The organism is Microbacterium azadirachtae (assembly GCF_000956505.1).
Classification (GTDB): Bacteria; Actinomycetota; Actinomycetes; order Actinomycetales; family Microbacteriaceae; genus Microbacterium; species Microbacterium azadirachtae_A.
Map to the genome: position 1 here is coordinate 1 of NZ_JYIX01000029.1, position 16,033 is coordinate 16,033.

Here is a 16,033-nt window from a genome sequence, read left to right on the forward strand (position 1 = left end):
GGCCGTGTGCGCGGGCGGGGCGGGGGCGGCCTCGGCCGCGACCGTTGGGAGCGCGGTCGTGGGCGCGGTCGCGGGATCCGGCATGCTCACCGGAACGGGGGCCGTCGCTGACGCGGGAGCCGGATCCGACGCCGCGGCGGCCGTCTCGGCCTCGTGCGCGTCGGCGAAGGCGCGGTGCTTCGCCTCTTCGGCGATGATCGCGGCGCGGTCGCGGTAGCCCTTCGACGTGACGCGGTCGAGCTCGACCTGCTTCGCGATCGCCTCGGCCTTCTCGTAGAGCGAGGGCTCTCCCCAGCTGGTCAGCACCTTCACGATGACCGGGAGCAGCTCGATCATGAAGAACAGCGCGGCGATCAGCCAGTGCGCGAAGCCCAGCACGGGCTCCTTCGCGGAGAGGCGGTCGAGTGCCGAGATCTGGCTGAGCAGACCCACCGCACCGGCGTTCGTGCCCGCCACGGACGCGGCCCGCGCGTTGTATGCGTCGAGCGCGGTCTTGTAGGCCTGCTCGGCGGTGGGGATCTGGTCCTTCGCCTGCTGGCGGTTCTGCGCCTCGGTGGCCGAGGTCGCCGTCTTCGACGAGCTGTCCGCGGACTCGAGGTCGGTGTTGGCCTGCCGCAGCTGCGCGGCGAGCGCGTCATAGGTCTGCTGCGACTGGTCGAGCTGCGACTTCGCCGCGGTCGAACTCGCGCCGTCCCCCTGCACGCCGGTGCAGCCGGGCACCGTGCCTGCACCCTGCCCGGTGAGCTCGCACTGGTACAGCGCACGCGCCTGGTCGATGACCTTCTGCTGGTCCGTCATCTGACCGGTGATCTTGGTGACCGTGTCCTGCGCCGCCTTCTGGGAGGCGGAGTCGCTGGACGTGCCCTTCACGATGCCGGTCGATGCCTGGTTCTGCAGGTCGGCGAGGCGAGCGGAGGCCGCGTCGAGCGCCTTCTTCTCAGGACCGCTGGTCACGGCCTTCTGGTCGGACTGCGCCTGCACCAGGTTGGTGGCGGTGACCTCACGGGCGATGTCGTTGTGGAACGCCTGCAGCACGATCGGCTCGGCCACGACGAACCCGATGATCGCGGCCATCAGCACACGCGGGATCGCGAGACCCAGCAGACGCCAGATGTTGCGGGTCGAGCGCATCGTCGAGGTGAGGAAGCGGTCGAGGTTGAAGATCAGCAGCGCCCAGACGATGGCGAGCGGCACGGCCAGCCAGACCAGCACCTGCACGCCCGTGGTGAGGGCGAACAGCATCGAGAGCGCGGACACCAGCGCGGTGCCCGCCAGCACGAAGAACATCTGCACGAAGCGCGGCTGCTCGGTGGGGACGCGGTCGAGGATCGTGCCGTCGGCGCCGCCGAGGATCGCCAGCCGGCGCCAGAACCAGCCCTGCGGGCGGGGCTCGCGCGGGGCCTTCGGCTGTCTCGGGGGCCTGGGCTGCTTCGGCGGCAGCGCGGCGGCGGGCGCGGGTGCGGGCGTGGCGACGACCGGAGCGGGCTCGACGATGGCGGCCGGCTCCGGGGTGTGCGGCGCGGCAGGCTCCTCGGCCGCGGCGAGCAGGTCCTCGATGCGGGGCTCGGCCTCGGGTTCTGGCATCTGCTCCGGCTCCGGCACGGGCGCCGGCGCGGGCGGACGCGGCGGGGCGACGGGCTCGATCGGAGCGGTCTCGGCGGCGGGATCGGATCCGGTCGGCGTGTAGTCGCGCACGAAGATGAACGGGTCCTCGGCGGCCGGGTCGGAGGGGTTCGCGGGGTCGGGCTGTCCATCGACGTCGAAGGCGATCCGGCCCTGGGAATCCATGCGGCCAGGGCGGTGGGCGGAATAGGACATCCCTCAACCGTACGAAAACCCGCCTGTAAGAGCGGTGGGCGAACCCTGGGCGCAGGCCGGGCGGATCCGAGGTGCCGCCTATGGACCCTCCACCTTCGAGTCGTCCCTGTCAGCGGACGCTATGGGGTCCGCTCACGGGGACGACTCGGAGATGGAGAGGGTCGAAGGCGGAGGAAGTCGGTTTCCGCGGGGGGTCAGACGGAGGCGTGAGGCAGCATCCGATCGACCGCGCTCTCGTATCCGGCGAGCGCGACCTCGATCGGGAAATGCCCGGCCGCGGAGAGCGTGCCGAGGCCGTGCACGAGCCCCCAGAAGCCCACGGCGTCCGCGGCGCGGTCCAGCCCTGCGGCGAGCGCAGCCTCCCCCAGTGCCTCCTCGAGACCGGCGATGAGCGGCGCCATCGTCGCCGTGGGCGATCCCGGCACGCACACGGTCGGATCGTAGATCGCCTCGAAGGCGTTCGGATGCTCGACCGCGAAGCGGATGTAGGCGCCGCCGCCGTTCCGCAGCGCCGCTCTCGGGTCGGTGCTCGCGGCGATCGCTGCCCGCACGAGCGCGAGCAGATCCGCCATGCTGCGCTCGGCGATCGCCCTGATCAGGCCGTTCCGGTCGGCGAAGTGGTGATACGGCGCGTTGTGGCTCACGTTCGCGGCGCGCGCGACCTCGCGCAGGCTGATCTCCTTCGCGGGCTTCTCCGCGAGCAGCTGCATCGCCGCGTCCTCGAGCGCATGCGCGAGATCGCCGTGGTGATACCCGGAACGTGAACTTGACACGAGCAACATCCTCTCTTATCTTGACAGTGTCCACCTAGTTGACAGTGTCCAGATTGGAGATCGCATGCCCGCCGCCCTCGTCATCGACGGCCACCCCGACGCCCGTTCCCTCACCGCCGCACTCGCCCGGCGATACGCCGAGGCGCATGGCGATGCGCGCGTGCTCGCCCTGCGCGATCTCGCTTTCGACCCGATCCTGCGCTACGGCTACCGCGAGCGCATGACGCTCGAACCCGACCTCGTCGAGGCGCGGGAGGCCCTGCACGCCGCCCGCACGGTCGTCGTCGCGACGCCGCTGTGGTGGGGATCCGTTCCCGCACTGCTCAAGGGCTTCTTCGACAGGAGCCTGCTGCCCCAGCAGGAGTACCGGTACCGCCCCTCCGGACTCCCCGAGGGGCTGCTGACCGCGCCGCACGGCCGACTGCTGCTGCTCGCGGACACCCCCTGGTACTTCCGCCCTCTCACCGGCCTGCCGGGACAGACGCACGTCGCCCGTGCGACCATGCGGTTCTGCGGAATCAGGGACGTGCGGACCACGCGGATGCTCGGCGTGAAGGACGCCTCTCCCGCACGCATCGAAGCGTGGTTCGATCGTGCCGCGCGGCTCGGCGCGGCGGACGGCGCCCGCGACGCGAAGACCGCGACCCCGGCACAGGCCTCCCACGTGCCCGCGACCGCGACCGCGACCGCGTCAGCCTGACGCGGCGCCCCTCCCTATGCCCCCTCCATCTCCGGGTCGTCCCCATCAGCGCACGCCATAGCGTCCGCTCATGGGGACGACTCGGAGATAGGGAGAGGTGAGGGGCTCAGAACCCGAGGTGGGTGGCGAGCTCGCGATCGAAGACCTCTGCCTCGTCGAGGTGCGGCGCGTGCCCGGCCTCGGGCAGGACGACCTCGCGATACTCCCCGCCGTTCGCGGCGTAGCGCTCGAGCACGGCCCTGGTCTGGGTCACCATCGGCTGCACGGGTGCGACGCCCTCCCCCGGCCAGCCCGGGATCACGCCGAGCGCGCCGAGCTGATTGAGGTCGAAGAACGAGGCGTCCGACACGATCGCATCCTTCTCCCCGCGGATCCAGAGGATCCGGGGCTTCACGGAGAGATCGACGATGCCCGACAGATCCAGATGCTGCGGAGCCATCGTGTTGAGCACGCCGCGGGCGCCGGCGGCGAATCCCGGCCAGTTGTCGGATCCGACCGCATCGCCCGGGTAGTTGTCGAGACCCGTCTTCGTGGTGAGCATCGACGCGACCCAGAGGTCCTCGTGCGGGGTCTGCGTCTCGGGCCGCGCCACGTACGCAGTGCGGTAGACGGTGCGCGGCGAGGTCTGCGCCTCATCCGTGGTGTCGCCCGCATCCAGTCGCGCCACGAAGTCCGGGTTCGCCCCGCCGCCGCCCGTGCCGGCGCCGTCCGCGTCGTTGCGCGCGCCGTCCGGGCCGTGCGTGCCGCCGAAGCCGTAGGGCGAGACCGGCGACTCCAGGGTGAGCGAGAGCACGCGCTCCGGCGCATCCAGCGCGACCTGCAGCACGACGCCGCCGCCCATGCTCCAGCCGATGAGGTGCACGGCGTCGAGGCCGAGGGCGTCGAGCACCGCGCGCACGTCGTCGGCGAAGTCGCGCAGCCCGCGGGTCGCGTCGACGGGCTTGGTCTCGCTGTCGCCGAAGCCGCGGAGGTCGATCGCGAGCGCGCGCACGTCCGCCGGGAGGGCGAGCATCGTCGGCTGGTAGAAGAGTGCCGACGACACGTTGCCGTGCACGAACACGACCGTCGCAGTCGGCGCCGCAGGATCTGCCGCGGGGCGTTCGAGCACGTTGGCGGCGTAGCGCGGCGTCTCGACGCGGCGTGCGGTGATGCCGTCGAACAGGGTGGCGGTCATGTCGGCCCCTTCGGGAGAGCAGGGAATGCGGTCAGGGTCGGGCGTCCGCCTCGGCGGCGACGCGCACGGCGCCCCGCTCGGCGAACAGGATCGTGTAGTGGTTCACATCGGGTACTTCGACGATCCGCAACTGCGGCACGAGTGCGCGGAACCGGTCGAGCGTTCCCGGAGCGTAGAGCGGATCCGCGTCGAGCAGCCCCCGCGGCGCGCGCAGCACGGTCACCGGCATGCGCAGCCCGCGCAGTGCGTCGAGGTACCAGTCCGGCCCGTACAGCTCGCCGCCGTCCTGAAGCATCGCGGCGGCGACCGTGGAGGAGCGCAGGTGCGGGGCGGATCCGTCCAGGTCGTGTCGCGCGTACGTCTCGACCGCGCTCGACCAGTCCCGGGCGAAGGCGGGATGGATCCGCCAGAAATCCAGATAGGCGTCCTCGTCGGAGAACTCCATGGACAGCCGCTGCGCGGCCGGGCCCAGGAGCGCGGCGACGTCGAGGTCGTCGGCACTCGCCCCCTCCGGCAGCGCGAGCGGGAACCCGCCGTCGACGAGCACGAGGCGGGCCACGAGGTCGGGCCGCCTCGCGGCGAGCGCGACCACGACGAACGCGCCCATCGAGTGCCCGAGGACCGTGCGCGCACCGCCGCCGTCCGCATCAAGCACCGCGGCGAGATCCTCGGCGTGCCGGCGCAGCCCGTAGGGCCCGGGAAGCGCGTTGCTGCGCGCCCTTCCCCTGAGGTCGGGGGCGAGGATGCGCCGCGCGGGCAGGAGAGCGGCGACCGTGTCCCAGGAGCGGCCGTTGGCGGTGATGCCGTGGATCGCGAGGACGGCCTCGGCGTCGGACGAGGGGCCGAAGGACGTGACGGCGAGTGTCTGGGGCGCGGCCGCCGCGGTCGCGAAGACCGGATCCACGGCCCCCTCGGCCGCGACGGTCACGGCGGCCGCGGCGCGCGCCGGATCAGTGCCCTCCGCTCCCCGCAACCCGTTGTCGGTCACCGCGCGCTCCATCCGCCGTCCATCGTGTACGACGCCCCCGTGACCGAGCCCGCGGTCGGACCGCACAGCCACCGCGCCAGATCCGCCACTTCCTCGGGCTCGAGCAGTCGCTTGATCGCCGATTCGACGAGCATGACCTTCTCGATGACGTCGGTCTCGGGGATGCCGTGCGTGCGGGCCTGGTCCGCGATCTGCTTCTGCACGAGGGGCGTATTGACGTACCCGGGGTTGATGCAGTTGCTCGTGACCCCGTGCGGGCCGCCCTCGAGCGCCGTCACCTTGGAGAGCCCCTCCAGGGCGTGCTTGGCGGTGACGTAGGCCGATTTGTACTCGCTCGCGCGCAGGCCGTGCACGGAGCTGATGTTGACGATCCGCCCCCACCCGCGGGCGTACATCCCGGGGAGCACGGCCCGGATGAGCAGGAACGGCGCCGTGACCATGATGTCGAGCATGCGGCGGAACATCGCGGGGTCGAAGTCGACGATGGGCGCCACGGTCTGGAGCCCCGCGTTGTTCACGAGGATGTCGGCGTCGAAGGCGCGGGCAGCGAGCGCGTCCAGATCGCCGAGGTCGATCGCCAGAGCTTCGCCGCCGATCTCCGCCGCCACCGCGGCGGCCCCCTCCGCGTCGCGGTCCAGCAGCAGCACGTGCGCCCCGTCCTGCGCGAGCGCCCTGGCGCACGCCGCCCCGATGCCGCTTCCCGCTCCCGTGACGAGGGCGGTGCGCCCCCGGAGGTCGGTGTCGGGTCCCGGGGATCGCTGCGCTGCCATGCCTGCACGGTAGTTCACCCTCGCGCACGACGGAAGGGGATCCGGCTATGCAAAACTGCACAGATGGACGCGCACTTCCCCGCACCGCCGCTCAGCGCGGACGACCTGCTCGTGCTGCTCGCAGTCGCGCGCAGCGGCCGGTTCACCGCCGCCGGAGCGCAGCTCGGGCTGAACCACACCACCGTCGCGCGCCGCATCGCCGCCCTCGAGGCGCAGTTGGGCGGGCGCGTGCTCTCGCGCGAGGGCGCGGGGTGGGAGCTCACGCCGCTCGGCTCCCGCGCCCTGGCCGCGGCCGAGGGCGTGGAGCGGGCGCTCGGACGCCTGGACGGCGGCGACACCGCGCGGATCGGCGGGCTGATCCGGCTGTCCGCGACGGACGGGTTCAGCGGATTCGTGGCCGCTCCCGCGATGGCCGCGCTGCGGCGCGTCCATCCCGAGGTGCAGCTGGAGCTGATCACGGGAACCCGGCAGGCCTCGCATCAGCGCACGGGCGCCGACCTCGAAGTCGTGGTGGGGCGTCCGCAAGTGCGGCGGGCGCGCGCGATCCACCTCGCCGACTACGCACTCGGCCTCTACGCGAGCCGCGACTGGCTGCGCGAGCACCCGGCGCCGCAGGATCCGGAGGAGCTGGCCGGGCAGCCGCTCGTCTATTTCATCGAGTCGATGCTGCACGTCGACTCCCTCGACGACGCGCGGCGCGCGGTTCCTGGCATGCACGACGCCGTGGCGAGCACGAACGTGTACGTGCACGTCGACGCCACCCGCGGTGGTGCGGGCTACGGGCTGCTGCCCGCGTTCCTCGCGGATCAGCACGAGGATCTGGTGCGCGTGCTGCCCGACGAGATCGACGAGCGACTGCCGTACTGGCTCATCGCGCGCCCCGAGGCGCTGAACCAGCCCGCGATCGCGGCGTTCCTCGAGGCGCTCCAGGCCCGCCTGACCGAAGTGCGCCCGCACCTGCTCGGCAAGCCGGCGTAACGCCCCCTACTTCCGAGTCGTCCCTACCAGCGCACCCCAGGGGCTCCGCTCACTGGGACGACCCGAAATGGCGGCGGAACGTGCGGGCACCCCACTTTCGAGTCGTCCCCACCAGCGCACCCCAGGGGCTCCGCTCACAGGGACGACCCGAAGCATGAGCGGGGGGGGCATGCGTCGGCGCCCCCTTGGTGGCACGCTGGGGAGTGTGAAGACCCTGCTGCTGGCGCGCCACGCGAAGTCCGACTGGGATACGGCCGGCCTGCGCGATCACGACCGCCCGCTGAACGCACGCGGCCGCCGGGACGCCCCGATGATGGCCCGTCGGCTGCGCGACGAGGATGTGCGCCTGCAGCGGATCCTGTCGAGCACGGCGATCCGCGCGCGCAGCACGGCCGGCGAGTACGCGGCGGCGTTCGGACTCGCCGTCGTCGCGGAGCCCGCGCTCTACGCGGCGTCCGCCCGCACGATCCTCGGGATCGCGTCCGCTCTCCCGGATGACGTCGAGGTCGCGATGCTCGTAGGGCACAACCCCGGGATGGCGGATGCAGTGGCCGAGCTCACCGGATCCTTCGTGGAGTTCCCGACATGCGCGGTCGCCGAATGCGCGGTCGACGTCGCCTCCTGGTCCGAGCTGATCGAGGGTTCCGGCACCCTGCTCCGCCTGCGCACCCCGCGCGACTGATCCAGGCCCCTCCCTACGTCCCCACTACCTGCGAGTCGTCCCCGTCAGCGGACGCCATAGGCTCCGCTGATGGGGACGACTCGGAAGTGGCGGGTCAGGCCATCGCGGCGGCGGCGGCCTCGTCCTCGGTGGTGGCGACGAGCTGGCCGCAGGCGCCGTCGATCTCCTTGCCGCGGGTGTCGCGGAGGGTCGTCGGGATGCCGGCGTCGTTGAGACGACGGACGAACTCGTCCTGCACGTCCTTGTCCGACGCGGTCCAGATGGATCCGGGGGTCGGGTTCAGCGGGATCGGGTTCACGTGCACCCAGCCGCGGCCGCGGGCGTTGAGCTTCTCCGCGAGGAGGTCGGCGCGCCAGGGGTGGTCGTTCATGTCCTTGATCAGCGCGTACTCGATCGAGACGCGACGTCCCGTCTTCTCGAAGTACCGGCGGGCGGCGTCGAGCGCCTCGTCGACCTTCCACCGCGAGTTCACCGGGATGAGCTCGTCGCGGAGCTGGTCGTCGGGCGCGTGCAGGGAGAGCGCGAACGTGACGGGGATGTCCTCGTCGGCGAGCTTGTTGATCGCCGGGACCAGGCCGACCGTCGACACGGTGATGCCGCGGGCACTCATGCCGAGACCTTCGGGCTGGGGCGCGACCATGACGCGCACCGCATCCATCACGCGCTTGTAGTTCGCGAGCGGCTCGCCCATCCCCATGAACACGATGTTCGAGACGCGCTCCATGGAGTGGTCGTCGGCCTTCTTGCCGCCGAGGCCCCCCTCTGTGATCAGGCGGTTGGCACGCACGATCTGCTCGACGATCTCGGCCGTCGACATGTTGCGCGTGAGTCCGGCCTGCCCCGTGGCGCAGAACGGGCAGTTCATGCCGCAACCGGCCTGGCTCGACACGCACAGCGTGATGCGGCCCGGGTAGCGCATGAGCACCGACTCGACGAGCGCGCCGTCGTGCAGACGCCAGAGGAACTTGATCGTGTCGCCGCGATCGGTCTCCAGGCGCCGCACCTCGGTGAGCAGTGGCGGCAGCATCCCCGCGACGAGCTCGTCGCGCTGGCCTGCGGGCAGATCCGTCATGTGCGCGGGATCCGAGGTGTAGTGCGTGAAGTAGTGCGTCGCGAGCTGCTTGGCGCGGAATCCGGGCAGGCCCAGCTCCTTGACCTTCTCGATGCGCTCGGGGGGCGTGAGGTCGGCGAGGTGCACCGGGGGCTTGCCCCGCTTGGGGCTGGCGAACTGCAGCAGCGGGCGCCCCTCGGCATCCTTCTTCTGCGTCCATCCTTCGGTGGCGGGGCGCACCTGGGCGGCGCGCGTCGCGGGCGCGCCGGAGCGGGCGGACGCAGGAGTCTCGGACATGTCTTCCAGGGTAGAGCCTGCAAGGTGCGAAGGCGCTGGGCGCGGCCCGGCGGATCCGCCCCGTACGCTGGCGGCATGGACCTCTGGATCTGGATCCTCCTCGCCGGCGTGATCGTCATCCTCTTCATCGTCATCGCCGTGACCCTGCGCGCGATCCGGCCGAAGGCGCCGGAGCCGCTGGGAACCACCCTCGCGACGCCATCAGCCGCCACGCCCGCCGCGCGGGCCGCAGCCGCCACGTCCGCCGCGGCCTCGACGCGCCGGGAGTCGCCGGCGACTCCCGGTCCGCTCGCCCCCTCCGTCATCGCGGAGATCGACGCGCTGGTCGCCGCCGATCAGAAGATCTCGGCGATCAAGGTGCTGCGCGAGCACTCCGGCCTCTCTCTGCGCGCGGCCAAGGACCAGATCGACGCCTGGATCCCGTCGGCACCCGGCACGATGAACTCGGCTCCCGTCTCGCTCACCCGCTCCGACTCCCGCCCTGCCGGAGCGCCCTCGTACGCCGGCGAGCTGTCCGCCTCCGAGGCGGTCGCGCACCTCGATCCGAACGTGCGCGCCGAGATCGGACGCCTCATCGCCGCGGAGCAGAAGATCGCGGCGATCAAGCTGCTGCGCGAGGCCACCGGCCTCGGTCTGAAGGACTCGAAGAACGCCGTCGAGTCCTGGCGCTGAGTCCGCTTCTCAGACCCGGCGACGGATCACGATCCGGTTCTCGTCGGACGGATCCTGACGGTCGAACCAGACGTCGACCTCCTCGCCGTTCACGAGCGGGTTGCGCACGTCGATCGTCGCGGCGCGCTTGACCCAGCGCTGCTGCCCTGCGGCGTCGCGGAACGTATACGTGACGGCGGTGAGGATCCGGCTCGCGTCGTCGAAGTGCGTGTAGCCCTGATTCGTCACCGAGCCGGTGACCGGGGTCGTGGTGCGCACCAGCTCGTCGGCGGCGTCGAGGCGACGCGCCCTGCCGGCGCGCGCGACCAGCCCCAGCCCGAGGAGGGCGACCGCGGCGATCGCGAGCCCGAACGCCAGCGGATCGACGACCGGATCCTGCAGCAGTTCCGGCGGCAGCGCGACGACCGCGTGGCCGACGGTCGCACCGAGCACCGCGATACCGACCGCAGTGAGCCAGCCGGGCAGACGCGGATTGCGCGAGGCGACGCCGACCCAAAGACCGAGCGCGATCAGGAGCACGAAGAACGAGGCGATCGCCGCGATGATCGCGGCGACGTCCTGCTCCTGCGCGTCATCGGAGAAGCCCGTCGCAGCGCCGCGCGTGAGCGCCCATGCCAGGACGGCACCCGCACCGAGCAGGAGCAAGCCGGGGACGAGGAGACTCGCCCCGGTAGTCCGCCGGGGCGAATGCTCTCGCCATGCGGCGTCCGGATCGATCGTGCTCATGCCACGATCTCAGCACAGCGAGGCGCTTCTCCGCTCGATGTTTCTTCGCGCGGACTCGACAAGGGTTCTTCGCACGAACCCGCCGAGGGACCGGATCGCCGCTGCCCGGATCGAGCGACGCCGCCTCAGGAGATGCCCACCCTCGCGTGGTATACCATTTTCATGCCCGATACCTCGCCTCCGCCGTGCGTCGCCCGCCCTCCGGACAGAGCGCCGCACCGGGAGGATCCCGCCCCGTTCCGGAAGCGCGCCGCCGGCGCGATCGCCGGGCTCGGCGTGACCGCACTCCTGCTCGCCGGCTGCGCGGCGGTCGCGCCGGAATCCACGCCGACCGTCACCAGCACGTCTCCCGCGGTGGCGAGCCCCTCCCCCGCATCCCCCAGAACCGAGGCCGAGATGACCGCTCTGAACTCCCGCCTGTTCGACGCCGCGACGGCCGGTGACGCTGCCGCCGTCCGCACCGCGATCACCGAGGGCGCCGACCTGGAGGCGCGTGGATCCGGCGGCATGACCGCCCTGATCGCCGCCACTAAGGGCAACCGGATCGACGCGGCCCTCGCGCTCATCGATGCCGGCGCCGACGTGAACGCCAAGGACGACATCGTCGACTCCGCGTACCTGTACGCGGGCGCGCGCGGGCACGACGAGATCCTGCGGGCGACGCTCGAGCACGGCGCCGACCTGCGCAGCACGAACCGCTACGGCGGCACCGCACTGATCCCCGCCTCCGAGCGCGGCCACCTCAGCACCGTGAGGATCCTGCTCGCCGCGGGCGTGGATCCGAATCACGTCAACAACCTGAACTGGACGGCGCTGCATGAGGCGATCGTCCTGGGCGACGGCTCGCAGACGTACGTCGACATCGTGCGCACCCTCATCGCCGGCGGCGCCGACGTGACGATCCGCGACGGCGACGGAGTGCTGCCACGCGACCTCGCCGCCTCGCACGGATACCGCGACATCGTCGCCGCGATCGACGAGGCCTGAGGCCGGCCTGGAGCCCTCGCCGCCCGTCCCGACCCTGACTTCGGGGCGCAGCCTCCCGTTTTGGGGCGCACCATCCCGGAAATAGCGGCAGGGACGCGCCCCAAAACGGGAGAAGCGCGCCCCAAAGCCGGGGGGAACCAGGATCCCCGGAACCGGAACCCGGAACCGGAACCGGAACCCGAAACCGGAACCCGGAACCGGACCTGGCCCCGGCCCTGGCTCCGGCCCTGGCTCCGGCCCCGGTTTTGGGGCGTCCTCTTCCGTTTTGGGGCGCACCACACCGGGAATCACCGGCGGGACGCGCCCCGAACGGCAGGGACGCGCCCCAAAACCAGGAGAAGCCCGAGAGGACCCGTCCGCCTCAGTCCAGGAAGATGTCCGGGAACAGCTGGTCGTCGGGGGTACCGGGGACGGCGGCGTAGCCGGAGAAGTCCGTGATGCCCGCGGCCTCGAGCACGTCCTCCACGATCAGCGTCTGCCCGGTGTACTCGCGCGCCGGCTGTGCGAGCACCGCGTAGGCGGCGTCGGCGTACACCTCGGGCGTGCGGCTGACCTTCATCATCCGGTCGCCGCCGAGCGCGAACTGCACCGCGGCCGTCGCGATCGTCGTGCGCGGCCACAGCGTGTTCGCGGCGATGCCGTCCTTCGCGAATTCAGCTGCGAGGCCGAGCGTCGCCATCGTCATGCCGTACTTCGCGAGCGTGTAGCCGGTGTGCGCCCCGAGCCATCGCGGCGTGATGTTGAGCGGCGGCGACAGCGACAGGATGTGCGGGTTCGGGGCGTCCTTGAGCACCGGCACCGCGGCGCGGGACAGCATGAACGTGCCGCGCACGTTGACGTCCTGCATGAGGTCGTATTTCTTGGCGGCGAGGTCGAGGGATCCGGACAGGTCGATCACACTCGCGTTGTTGACGACGATGTCGATGCCGCCGAACTCGCCCTGCGTCTTCAGCACGGCCTCGGTCACGCTCTCGTCGTCGCGCACGTCGCCGAGGATGGGCAGAGCCCGGCCGCCGGCCGCGCGGATCTGCTCGGCGGCGGTGTGGATCGTGCCCTCGAGCTTCGGATGCGGGGTGTCCGTCTTCGCCAACAGCGCGATGTTCGCGCCATCGGCGGCCGCGCGCAGGGCGATCGCGAGGCCGATGCCACGGCTGCCGCCGGACATCAGGATGGTCTTGCCCGCGAGGGGCCTGTCGGTGGTCAAGGCAGTCTCGGTCATGTCTTCCTCGGGTTCGTGGCGGTCATCGAAGGGCGGATCCGGATCCGCTTACTTGGGCGCCATCCGGATCGCGCCGTCGAGACGGATCGTCTCGCCGTTCAGGTAGCCGTTCTCGACGATCTGCTGCACGAGCGAGGCGTACTCGTCGGGCCGGCCTAGGCGGGCCGGGTAGGGCACCTGCTCGCCGAGCGAGTCCTGCGCGGCCTGCGGCAGGCCCGCGAGCATCGGGGTCTCCATGATTCCGGGGGCGATCGTGCACACGCGGATGCCGTAGCGGGCCAGCTCGCGCGCGATCGGCAGCGTCATCGCGTGCACGCCGCCCTTCGACGCCGAGTACGCGGGCTGTCCGATCTGACCGTCGAACGCCGCGACGCTCGCCGTGTTCACGATGACTCCGCGGTCGCCGCCGTCCAGGGGCTCGTTCTTCGAGATCACCGCGGAAGCCTGCGAAATCACGTTGAACGTGCCCACGAGATTGATCCGGACGATCCGCTCGAAGCCGGCGAGGTCGGCGGGGTTGCCGTCGCGGTCCAGCACCTTGGCGGGCGGGGCGATGCCGGCGCAGTTCACCACGATGCGCAGCGGCGCCGCGGCCTGGGCTGCGGCGACGGCTGCGGCGACCTCCGAGGGGTTCGTCACGTCGGCCGGGGCGAAGACGCCACCCAGTTCCTCCGCGATCTCCGCACCCTTCGAGCTCGGCAGGTCGATGATCGTGACGGTCGCACCGGCGGCGGCGAGGCGTCGTGCGGTGGCGAGGCCGAGCCCCGAGGCACCGCCGGTGACAAGGGCTCCGGATCCCTGGATCTGCATTGCCCACTCCTTTCGAACAGCTCTGTTCCGTGAGACGGCACGGCCACTTTCGAGGCCTGCGACTGAGTCTCAGCTTACGTGAGTCCGCGTCTCACCCCGCACGCACCGTGCGCCCGCACGGATCGGAGACCCGACGGCACGGACGGCGGGGATCGTCGTCGATGCGAGCCTACGGCCCCGCACCAGCGGATGTCACAGGATCCGCCCCTCGGCGGGCGGGGGATCCGAGTCACGGGAGAAGCGACCGAGGACATCAGGAGGCGGTTGTCAAGGCCCTGGCCGCGAGCGCCGTGATCGCGGACCCTGGGCCGAGACGATGCCCCGCAGAGGAGCTCAGCAGAGGAGAGACCGATGAGCGAAATCGACGAGGGACCCCCGCCGAACGTGCATCACGCGGGCCCGGAGAGAACCGGGTACCGGCATGCGGCGAGCGCCCGGCGCCACGGTCCGGAGGAGTCGGATGACCCGTACGCGAAACCCGGTGAGGATCCGTACGGCAAGCGCGCCGCGGCGACGTCGTCGCGTCGGCCCGGTGAGCGGGGCTGACGGCCCCGGCGGCTCACCCCGCCGTCACTGGATCTGACCGCTGTCGTCGACCTGCATCTCGTCGACCTGTGAAGGCTCGGGGATCAGCCGGAGACCCCCCGGCGTATTCGCCAGCTGGCTGAGCGCCTCGACCCAGAGCCGGTTCAGGGGCGGGCGGCGGCCGCCGTGGTAGGTGAAGACCATGGTGCACGAGGGGTGGATCCAGACGGAGGTGCGACCGTGCCCGATGCTCGGGTCGTCCTTCCAGGTGAAGTAGAACGGCTCCCCGCGGCGGAGCTTGTTGGCGACCACCATCTGCACGTGAGCCAGCGCGCGGTCGTCCAGATCCGCATGCGTCTGGCCCTCGTAGCTGAATCTGCCCATCTCGTTCCGTCTCCTTGATCGTTCCCCGCGTATCGCCCTCACCCCACATCATGGTCTGCGAAACTGCGCGGCGGGACCCCCTCGACGCGCATGGCTCGGGGATGATACGTCTGCACCGCCCGAACCGGAAGTCCCAGGCGCCACCAAGCACAGGCGCGTAGCGTTCGTGCCACGCGGAGCCTCAGGATCAGCACCTTGGACGCGGTGGTCTCTGACGTCCGCCGGTGAAGAAGGAGGAGATCATGGTTCCCGAAATCCACCTGCTGCCCGAGGTCCACAAGTGGTGGCCCCACCTGTCCGCGCGCTCCAAGCAGCGACTGGAAGAACAGGACGACGGGGTCGTGCCCGACGACGTCCGCGAGGAGATCGAGCGGATCATCGGCGAGGCCGTGGATCCGTCGGCGCAGCTCAGCGACGGTGACCGCACGTTCATCCGCACGCGGCAGGAAATGGTGGACTGACGCCCGGTGCCGCTCAGAGGTGGCGCCCGCCCGTGACGGGGATGATGCCGCCCGAGACGTAGGACGCATCCTCGGAGGCGAGGAAGACGTATGCGCCCGCGAGCTCCGCAGGCTGCCCGGCGCAGCCGAGAGGAGTGTCCTCGCCGAAGGTCGGCAGCTTCCTCGGCCAGGCCGTCGCCGGGATGAGCGGCGTCCAGATGGGCCCGGGGGCGACGCCGTTGACGCGGATCCCGTGCGGTCCCTGCTGCTCGGCGAGCATCTGCACGAAGGCGACGAGGGCCGCTTTCGTGAGCGCGTAGTCGAACAGCCCTGGCGACGGGTCGTAGGCCTGGATCGACGTGGTCGCGATGATCGAGGATCCCGGCGACAGAAACGGCAGCGCGGCCTGCGCGAGCCAGAACGGAGCGTAGAGGTTGGTGTGCATGACCTTGTCGAACTCCTCCGGCGGGACGTCGTCGATCTCCCCCCTGCTGCGCTGATATCCGGCGTTCAGGACCAGGATGTCGAGCCCGTCGAGGCTCTCGGCGGCATCCGCGACCAGATCTGCGCATCCCTGTTCGTCCGTGAGGTCCCCCGGGAGCAGCACCGCCTGTCGGCCGGCCCTGCGGATCCAGTCCGCGGTGTTCTCCGCGTCCGCCTGCTCTTCAGGCAGATAGCTGAGCGCCACATCCGCACCCTCCCGCGCGAACGCGATCGCCACGGCACGTCCGATCCCGGAATCGCCGCCGGTGACCAGCGCGTGCCGTGCGGGCAATCGGTCGGAGCCACGGTAGCTCTCCTCGCCGTGGTCCGGGCGCGGTTCCGTCTCCTCCAGCAGCCCTGGTTGGTCGTTCCCCGGATCCGGCGGGTCGGGCAACGGCGGGTACTTGGTGCGCGGGTCGGTCATGCTGTAGCTCATGCCGGGCACGCTAGACAGGGCGCACCGGACCGACGAGGGGCTTGACGATCGCGATCGGGTTGTCTACGGGTGACGGCGACGCCGACACAGCACGCCTCCTCGGTGCAGTGTGCGCGCCGC

The 16,033-nt window shown here is 71.3% G+C and carries 18 protein-coding genes; 7 read left to right on the plus strand and 11 right to left on the minus strand.

Annotated features, from left to right (window positions below; genetic code table 11):
• Together RS86_RS04930 and RS86_RS04935 are read right to left on the minus strand one after the other, a co-directional pair.
• Positions 1-1,818 (minus strand): DUF4407 domain-containing protein (locus RS86_RS04930; protein ID WP_152642076.1); only part of this gene is annotated, 1,818 nt, incomplete at its 3' end.
• Between the two features lie 194 nt (positions 1,819-2,012).
• Positions 2,013-2,591: a TetR/AcrR family transcriptional regulator gene (locus tag RS86_RS04935; RefSeq protein WP_045271116.1), complete on the minus strand. Its 579-nt coding sequence runs from the start codon at positions 2,589-2,591 to the stop codon at positions 2,013-2,015.
• A 64-nt stretch (positions 2,592-2,655) separates the two neighbouring features.
• Between RS86_RS04935 and RS86_RS04940 the strand changes: the two genes are divergently transcribed.
• Positions 2,656-3,291 carry an NAD(P)H-dependent oxidoreductase gene (locus tag RS86_RS04940; RefSeq protein ID WP_045271117.1) on the plus strand — a complete coding sequence of 212 codons (636 nt, stop codon included), beginning with the start codon at positions 2,656-2,658 and terminating at the stop codon, positions 3,289-3,291.
• A gap of 106 nt (positions 3,292-3,397) precedes the next feature.
• Here the strand turns inward: RS86_RS04940 and RS86_RS04945 are convergent, their stop codons facing one another.
• The 3 genes from RS86_RS04945 to RS86_RS04955 are packed head-to-tail and all read right to left on the minus strand — an operon-like array spanning position 3,398 to position 6,223.
• A complete protein-coding gene (locus RS86_RS04945; protein WP_045271118.1) occupies positions 3,398-4,465 on the minus strand; it encodes an alpha/beta fold hydrolase in 1,068 nt (355 codons plus the stop codon).
• Between the two features lie 31 nt (positions 4,466-4,496).
• Positions 4,497-5,453 carry an alpha/beta fold hydrolase gene (locus RS86_RS04950; RefSeq protein ID WP_200892750.1) on the minus strand — a complete coding sequence of 319 codons (957 nt, stop codon included), beginning with the start codon at positions 5,451-5,453 and terminating at the stop codon, positions 4,497-4,499.
• Positions 5,450-6,223, minus strand: coding sequence for a 3-hydroxybutyrate dehydrogenase (locus tag RS86_RS04955; protein WP_045271228.1), 774 nt, complete (start codon positions 6,221-6,223; stop codon positions 5,450-5,452). Before RS86_RS04955 ends, RS86_RS04950 begins: the two co-directional genes overlap by 4 nt.
• Positions 6,224-6,286: 63 nt before the next feature.
• Here RS86_RS04955 and RS86_RS04960 point away from each other — a divergent pair, with 63 nt between their 5' ends.
• Both RS86_RS04960 and RS86_RS04965 read left to right on the plus strand, forming a co-directional pair.
• The gene (locus tag RS86_RS04960) at positions 6,287-7,201 is read left to right on the plus strand and encodes a LysR family transcriptional regulator (RefSeq protein WP_045271119.1); all 915 of its coding nucleotides are present in this window, start codon (positions 6,287-6,289) and stop codon (positions 7,199-7,201) included.
• Positions 7,202-7,406: 205 nt separating this feature from the next.
• The gene (locus tag RS86_RS04965; RefSeq protein ID WP_045271120.1) at positions 7,407-7,883 is read left to right on the plus strand and encodes a SixA phosphatase family protein; all 477 of its coding nucleotides are present in this window, start codon (positions 7,407-7,409) and stop codon (positions 7,881-7,883) included.
• 94 nt (positions 7,884-7,977) lie between these two features.
• Here RS86_RS04965 and rlmN read toward each other — a convergent pair whose 3' ends face one another.
• Positions 7,978-9,231, minus strand: a complete 1,254-nt coding sequence (gene rlmN / locus RS86_RS04970) for a 23S rRNA (adenine(2503)-C(2))-methyltransferase RlmN (protein WP_045271121.1) — start codon at positions 9,229-9,231, stop codon at positions 7,978-7,980.
• Between the two features lie 75 nt (positions 9,232-9,306).
• Between rlmN and RS86_RS20910 the strand changes: the two genes are divergently transcribed.
• The gene (locus RS86_RS20910) at positions 9,307-9,903 is read left to right on the plus strand and encodes a ribosomal protein L7/L12 (protein WP_045271122.1); all 597 of its coding nucleotides are present in this window, start codon (positions 9,307-9,309) and stop codon (positions 9,901-9,903) included.
• A 9-nt stretch (positions 9,904-9,912) separates the two neighbouring features.
• On the opposite strand, the gene RS86_RS19795 is transcribed toward RS86_RS20910, so the two are convergent.
• Positions 9,913-10,629, minus strand: a complete 717-nt coding sequence (locus RS86_RS19795) for a DUF3592 domain-containing protein (RefSeq protein ID WP_052680084.1) — start codon at positions 10,627-10,629, stop codon at positions 9,913-9,915.
• Between the two features lie 162 nt (positions 10,630-10,791).
• Here RS86_RS19795 and RS86_RS04985 point away from each other — a divergent pair, with 162 nt between their 5' ends.
• Positions 10,792-11,616, plus strand: a complete 825-nt coding sequence (locus tag RS86_RS04985; RefSeq protein ID WP_082076578.1) for an ankyrin repeat domain-containing protein — start codon at positions 10,792-10,794, stop codon at positions 11,614-11,616.
• Positions 11,617-11,977: 361 nt separating this feature from the next.
• Here the strand turns inward: RS86_RS04985 and RS86_RS04990 are convergent, their stop codons facing one another.
• Both RS86_RS04990 and RS86_RS04995 read right to left on the minus strand, forming a co-directional pair.
• Positions 11,978-12,835: an SDR family oxidoreductase gene (locus tag RS86_RS04990; RefSeq protein ID WP_045271123.1), complete on the minus strand. Its 858-nt coding sequence runs from the start codon at positions 12,833-12,835 to the stop codon at positions 11,978-11,980.
• A 48-nt stretch (positions 12,836-12,883) separates the two neighbouring features.
• Positions 12,884-13,645, minus strand: coding sequence for an SDR family NAD(P)-dependent oxidoreductase (locus RS86_RS04995; RefSeq protein ID WP_045271124.1), 762 nt, complete (start codon positions 13,643-13,645; stop codon positions 12,884-12,886).
• 351 nt (positions 13,646-13,996) lie between these two features.
• Here RS86_RS04995 and RS86_RS05000 point away from each other — a divergent pair, with 351 nt between their 5' ends.
• Entirely contained in the window at positions 13,997-14,191 is a 195-nt protein-coding gene (locus RS86_RS05000) for a hypothetical protein (RefSeq protein ID WP_045271125.1), read from the plus strand.
• 24 nt (positions 14,192-14,215) lie between these two features.
• On the opposite strand, the gene RS86_RS05005 is transcribed toward RS86_RS05000, so the two are convergent.
• Positions 14,216-14,554: a hypothetical protein gene (locus tag RS86_RS05005; protein WP_045271126.1), complete on the minus strand. Its 339-nt coding sequence runs from the start codon at positions 14,552-14,554 to the stop codon at positions 14,216-14,218.
• Positions 14,555-14,796: 242 nt separating this feature from the next.
• Here RS86_RS05005 and RS86_RS05010 point away from each other — a divergent pair, with 242 nt between their 5' ends.
• Positions 14,797-15,015: a hypothetical protein gene (locus RS86_RS05010; RefSeq protein ID WP_045271127.1), complete on the plus strand. Its 219-nt coding sequence runs from the start codon at positions 14,797-14,799 to the stop codon at positions 15,013-15,015.
• A 13-nt stretch (positions 15,016-15,028) separates the two neighbouring features.
• On the opposite strand, the gene RS86_RS05015 is transcribed toward RS86_RS05010, so the two are convergent.
• Positions 15,029-15,913: an SDR family oxidoreductase gene (locus RS86_RS05015; protein WP_045271231.1), complete on the minus strand. Its 885-nt coding sequence runs from the start codon at positions 15,911-15,913 to the stop codon at positions 15,029-15,031.
• Positions 15,914-16,033: the final 120 nt, after the last annotated feature.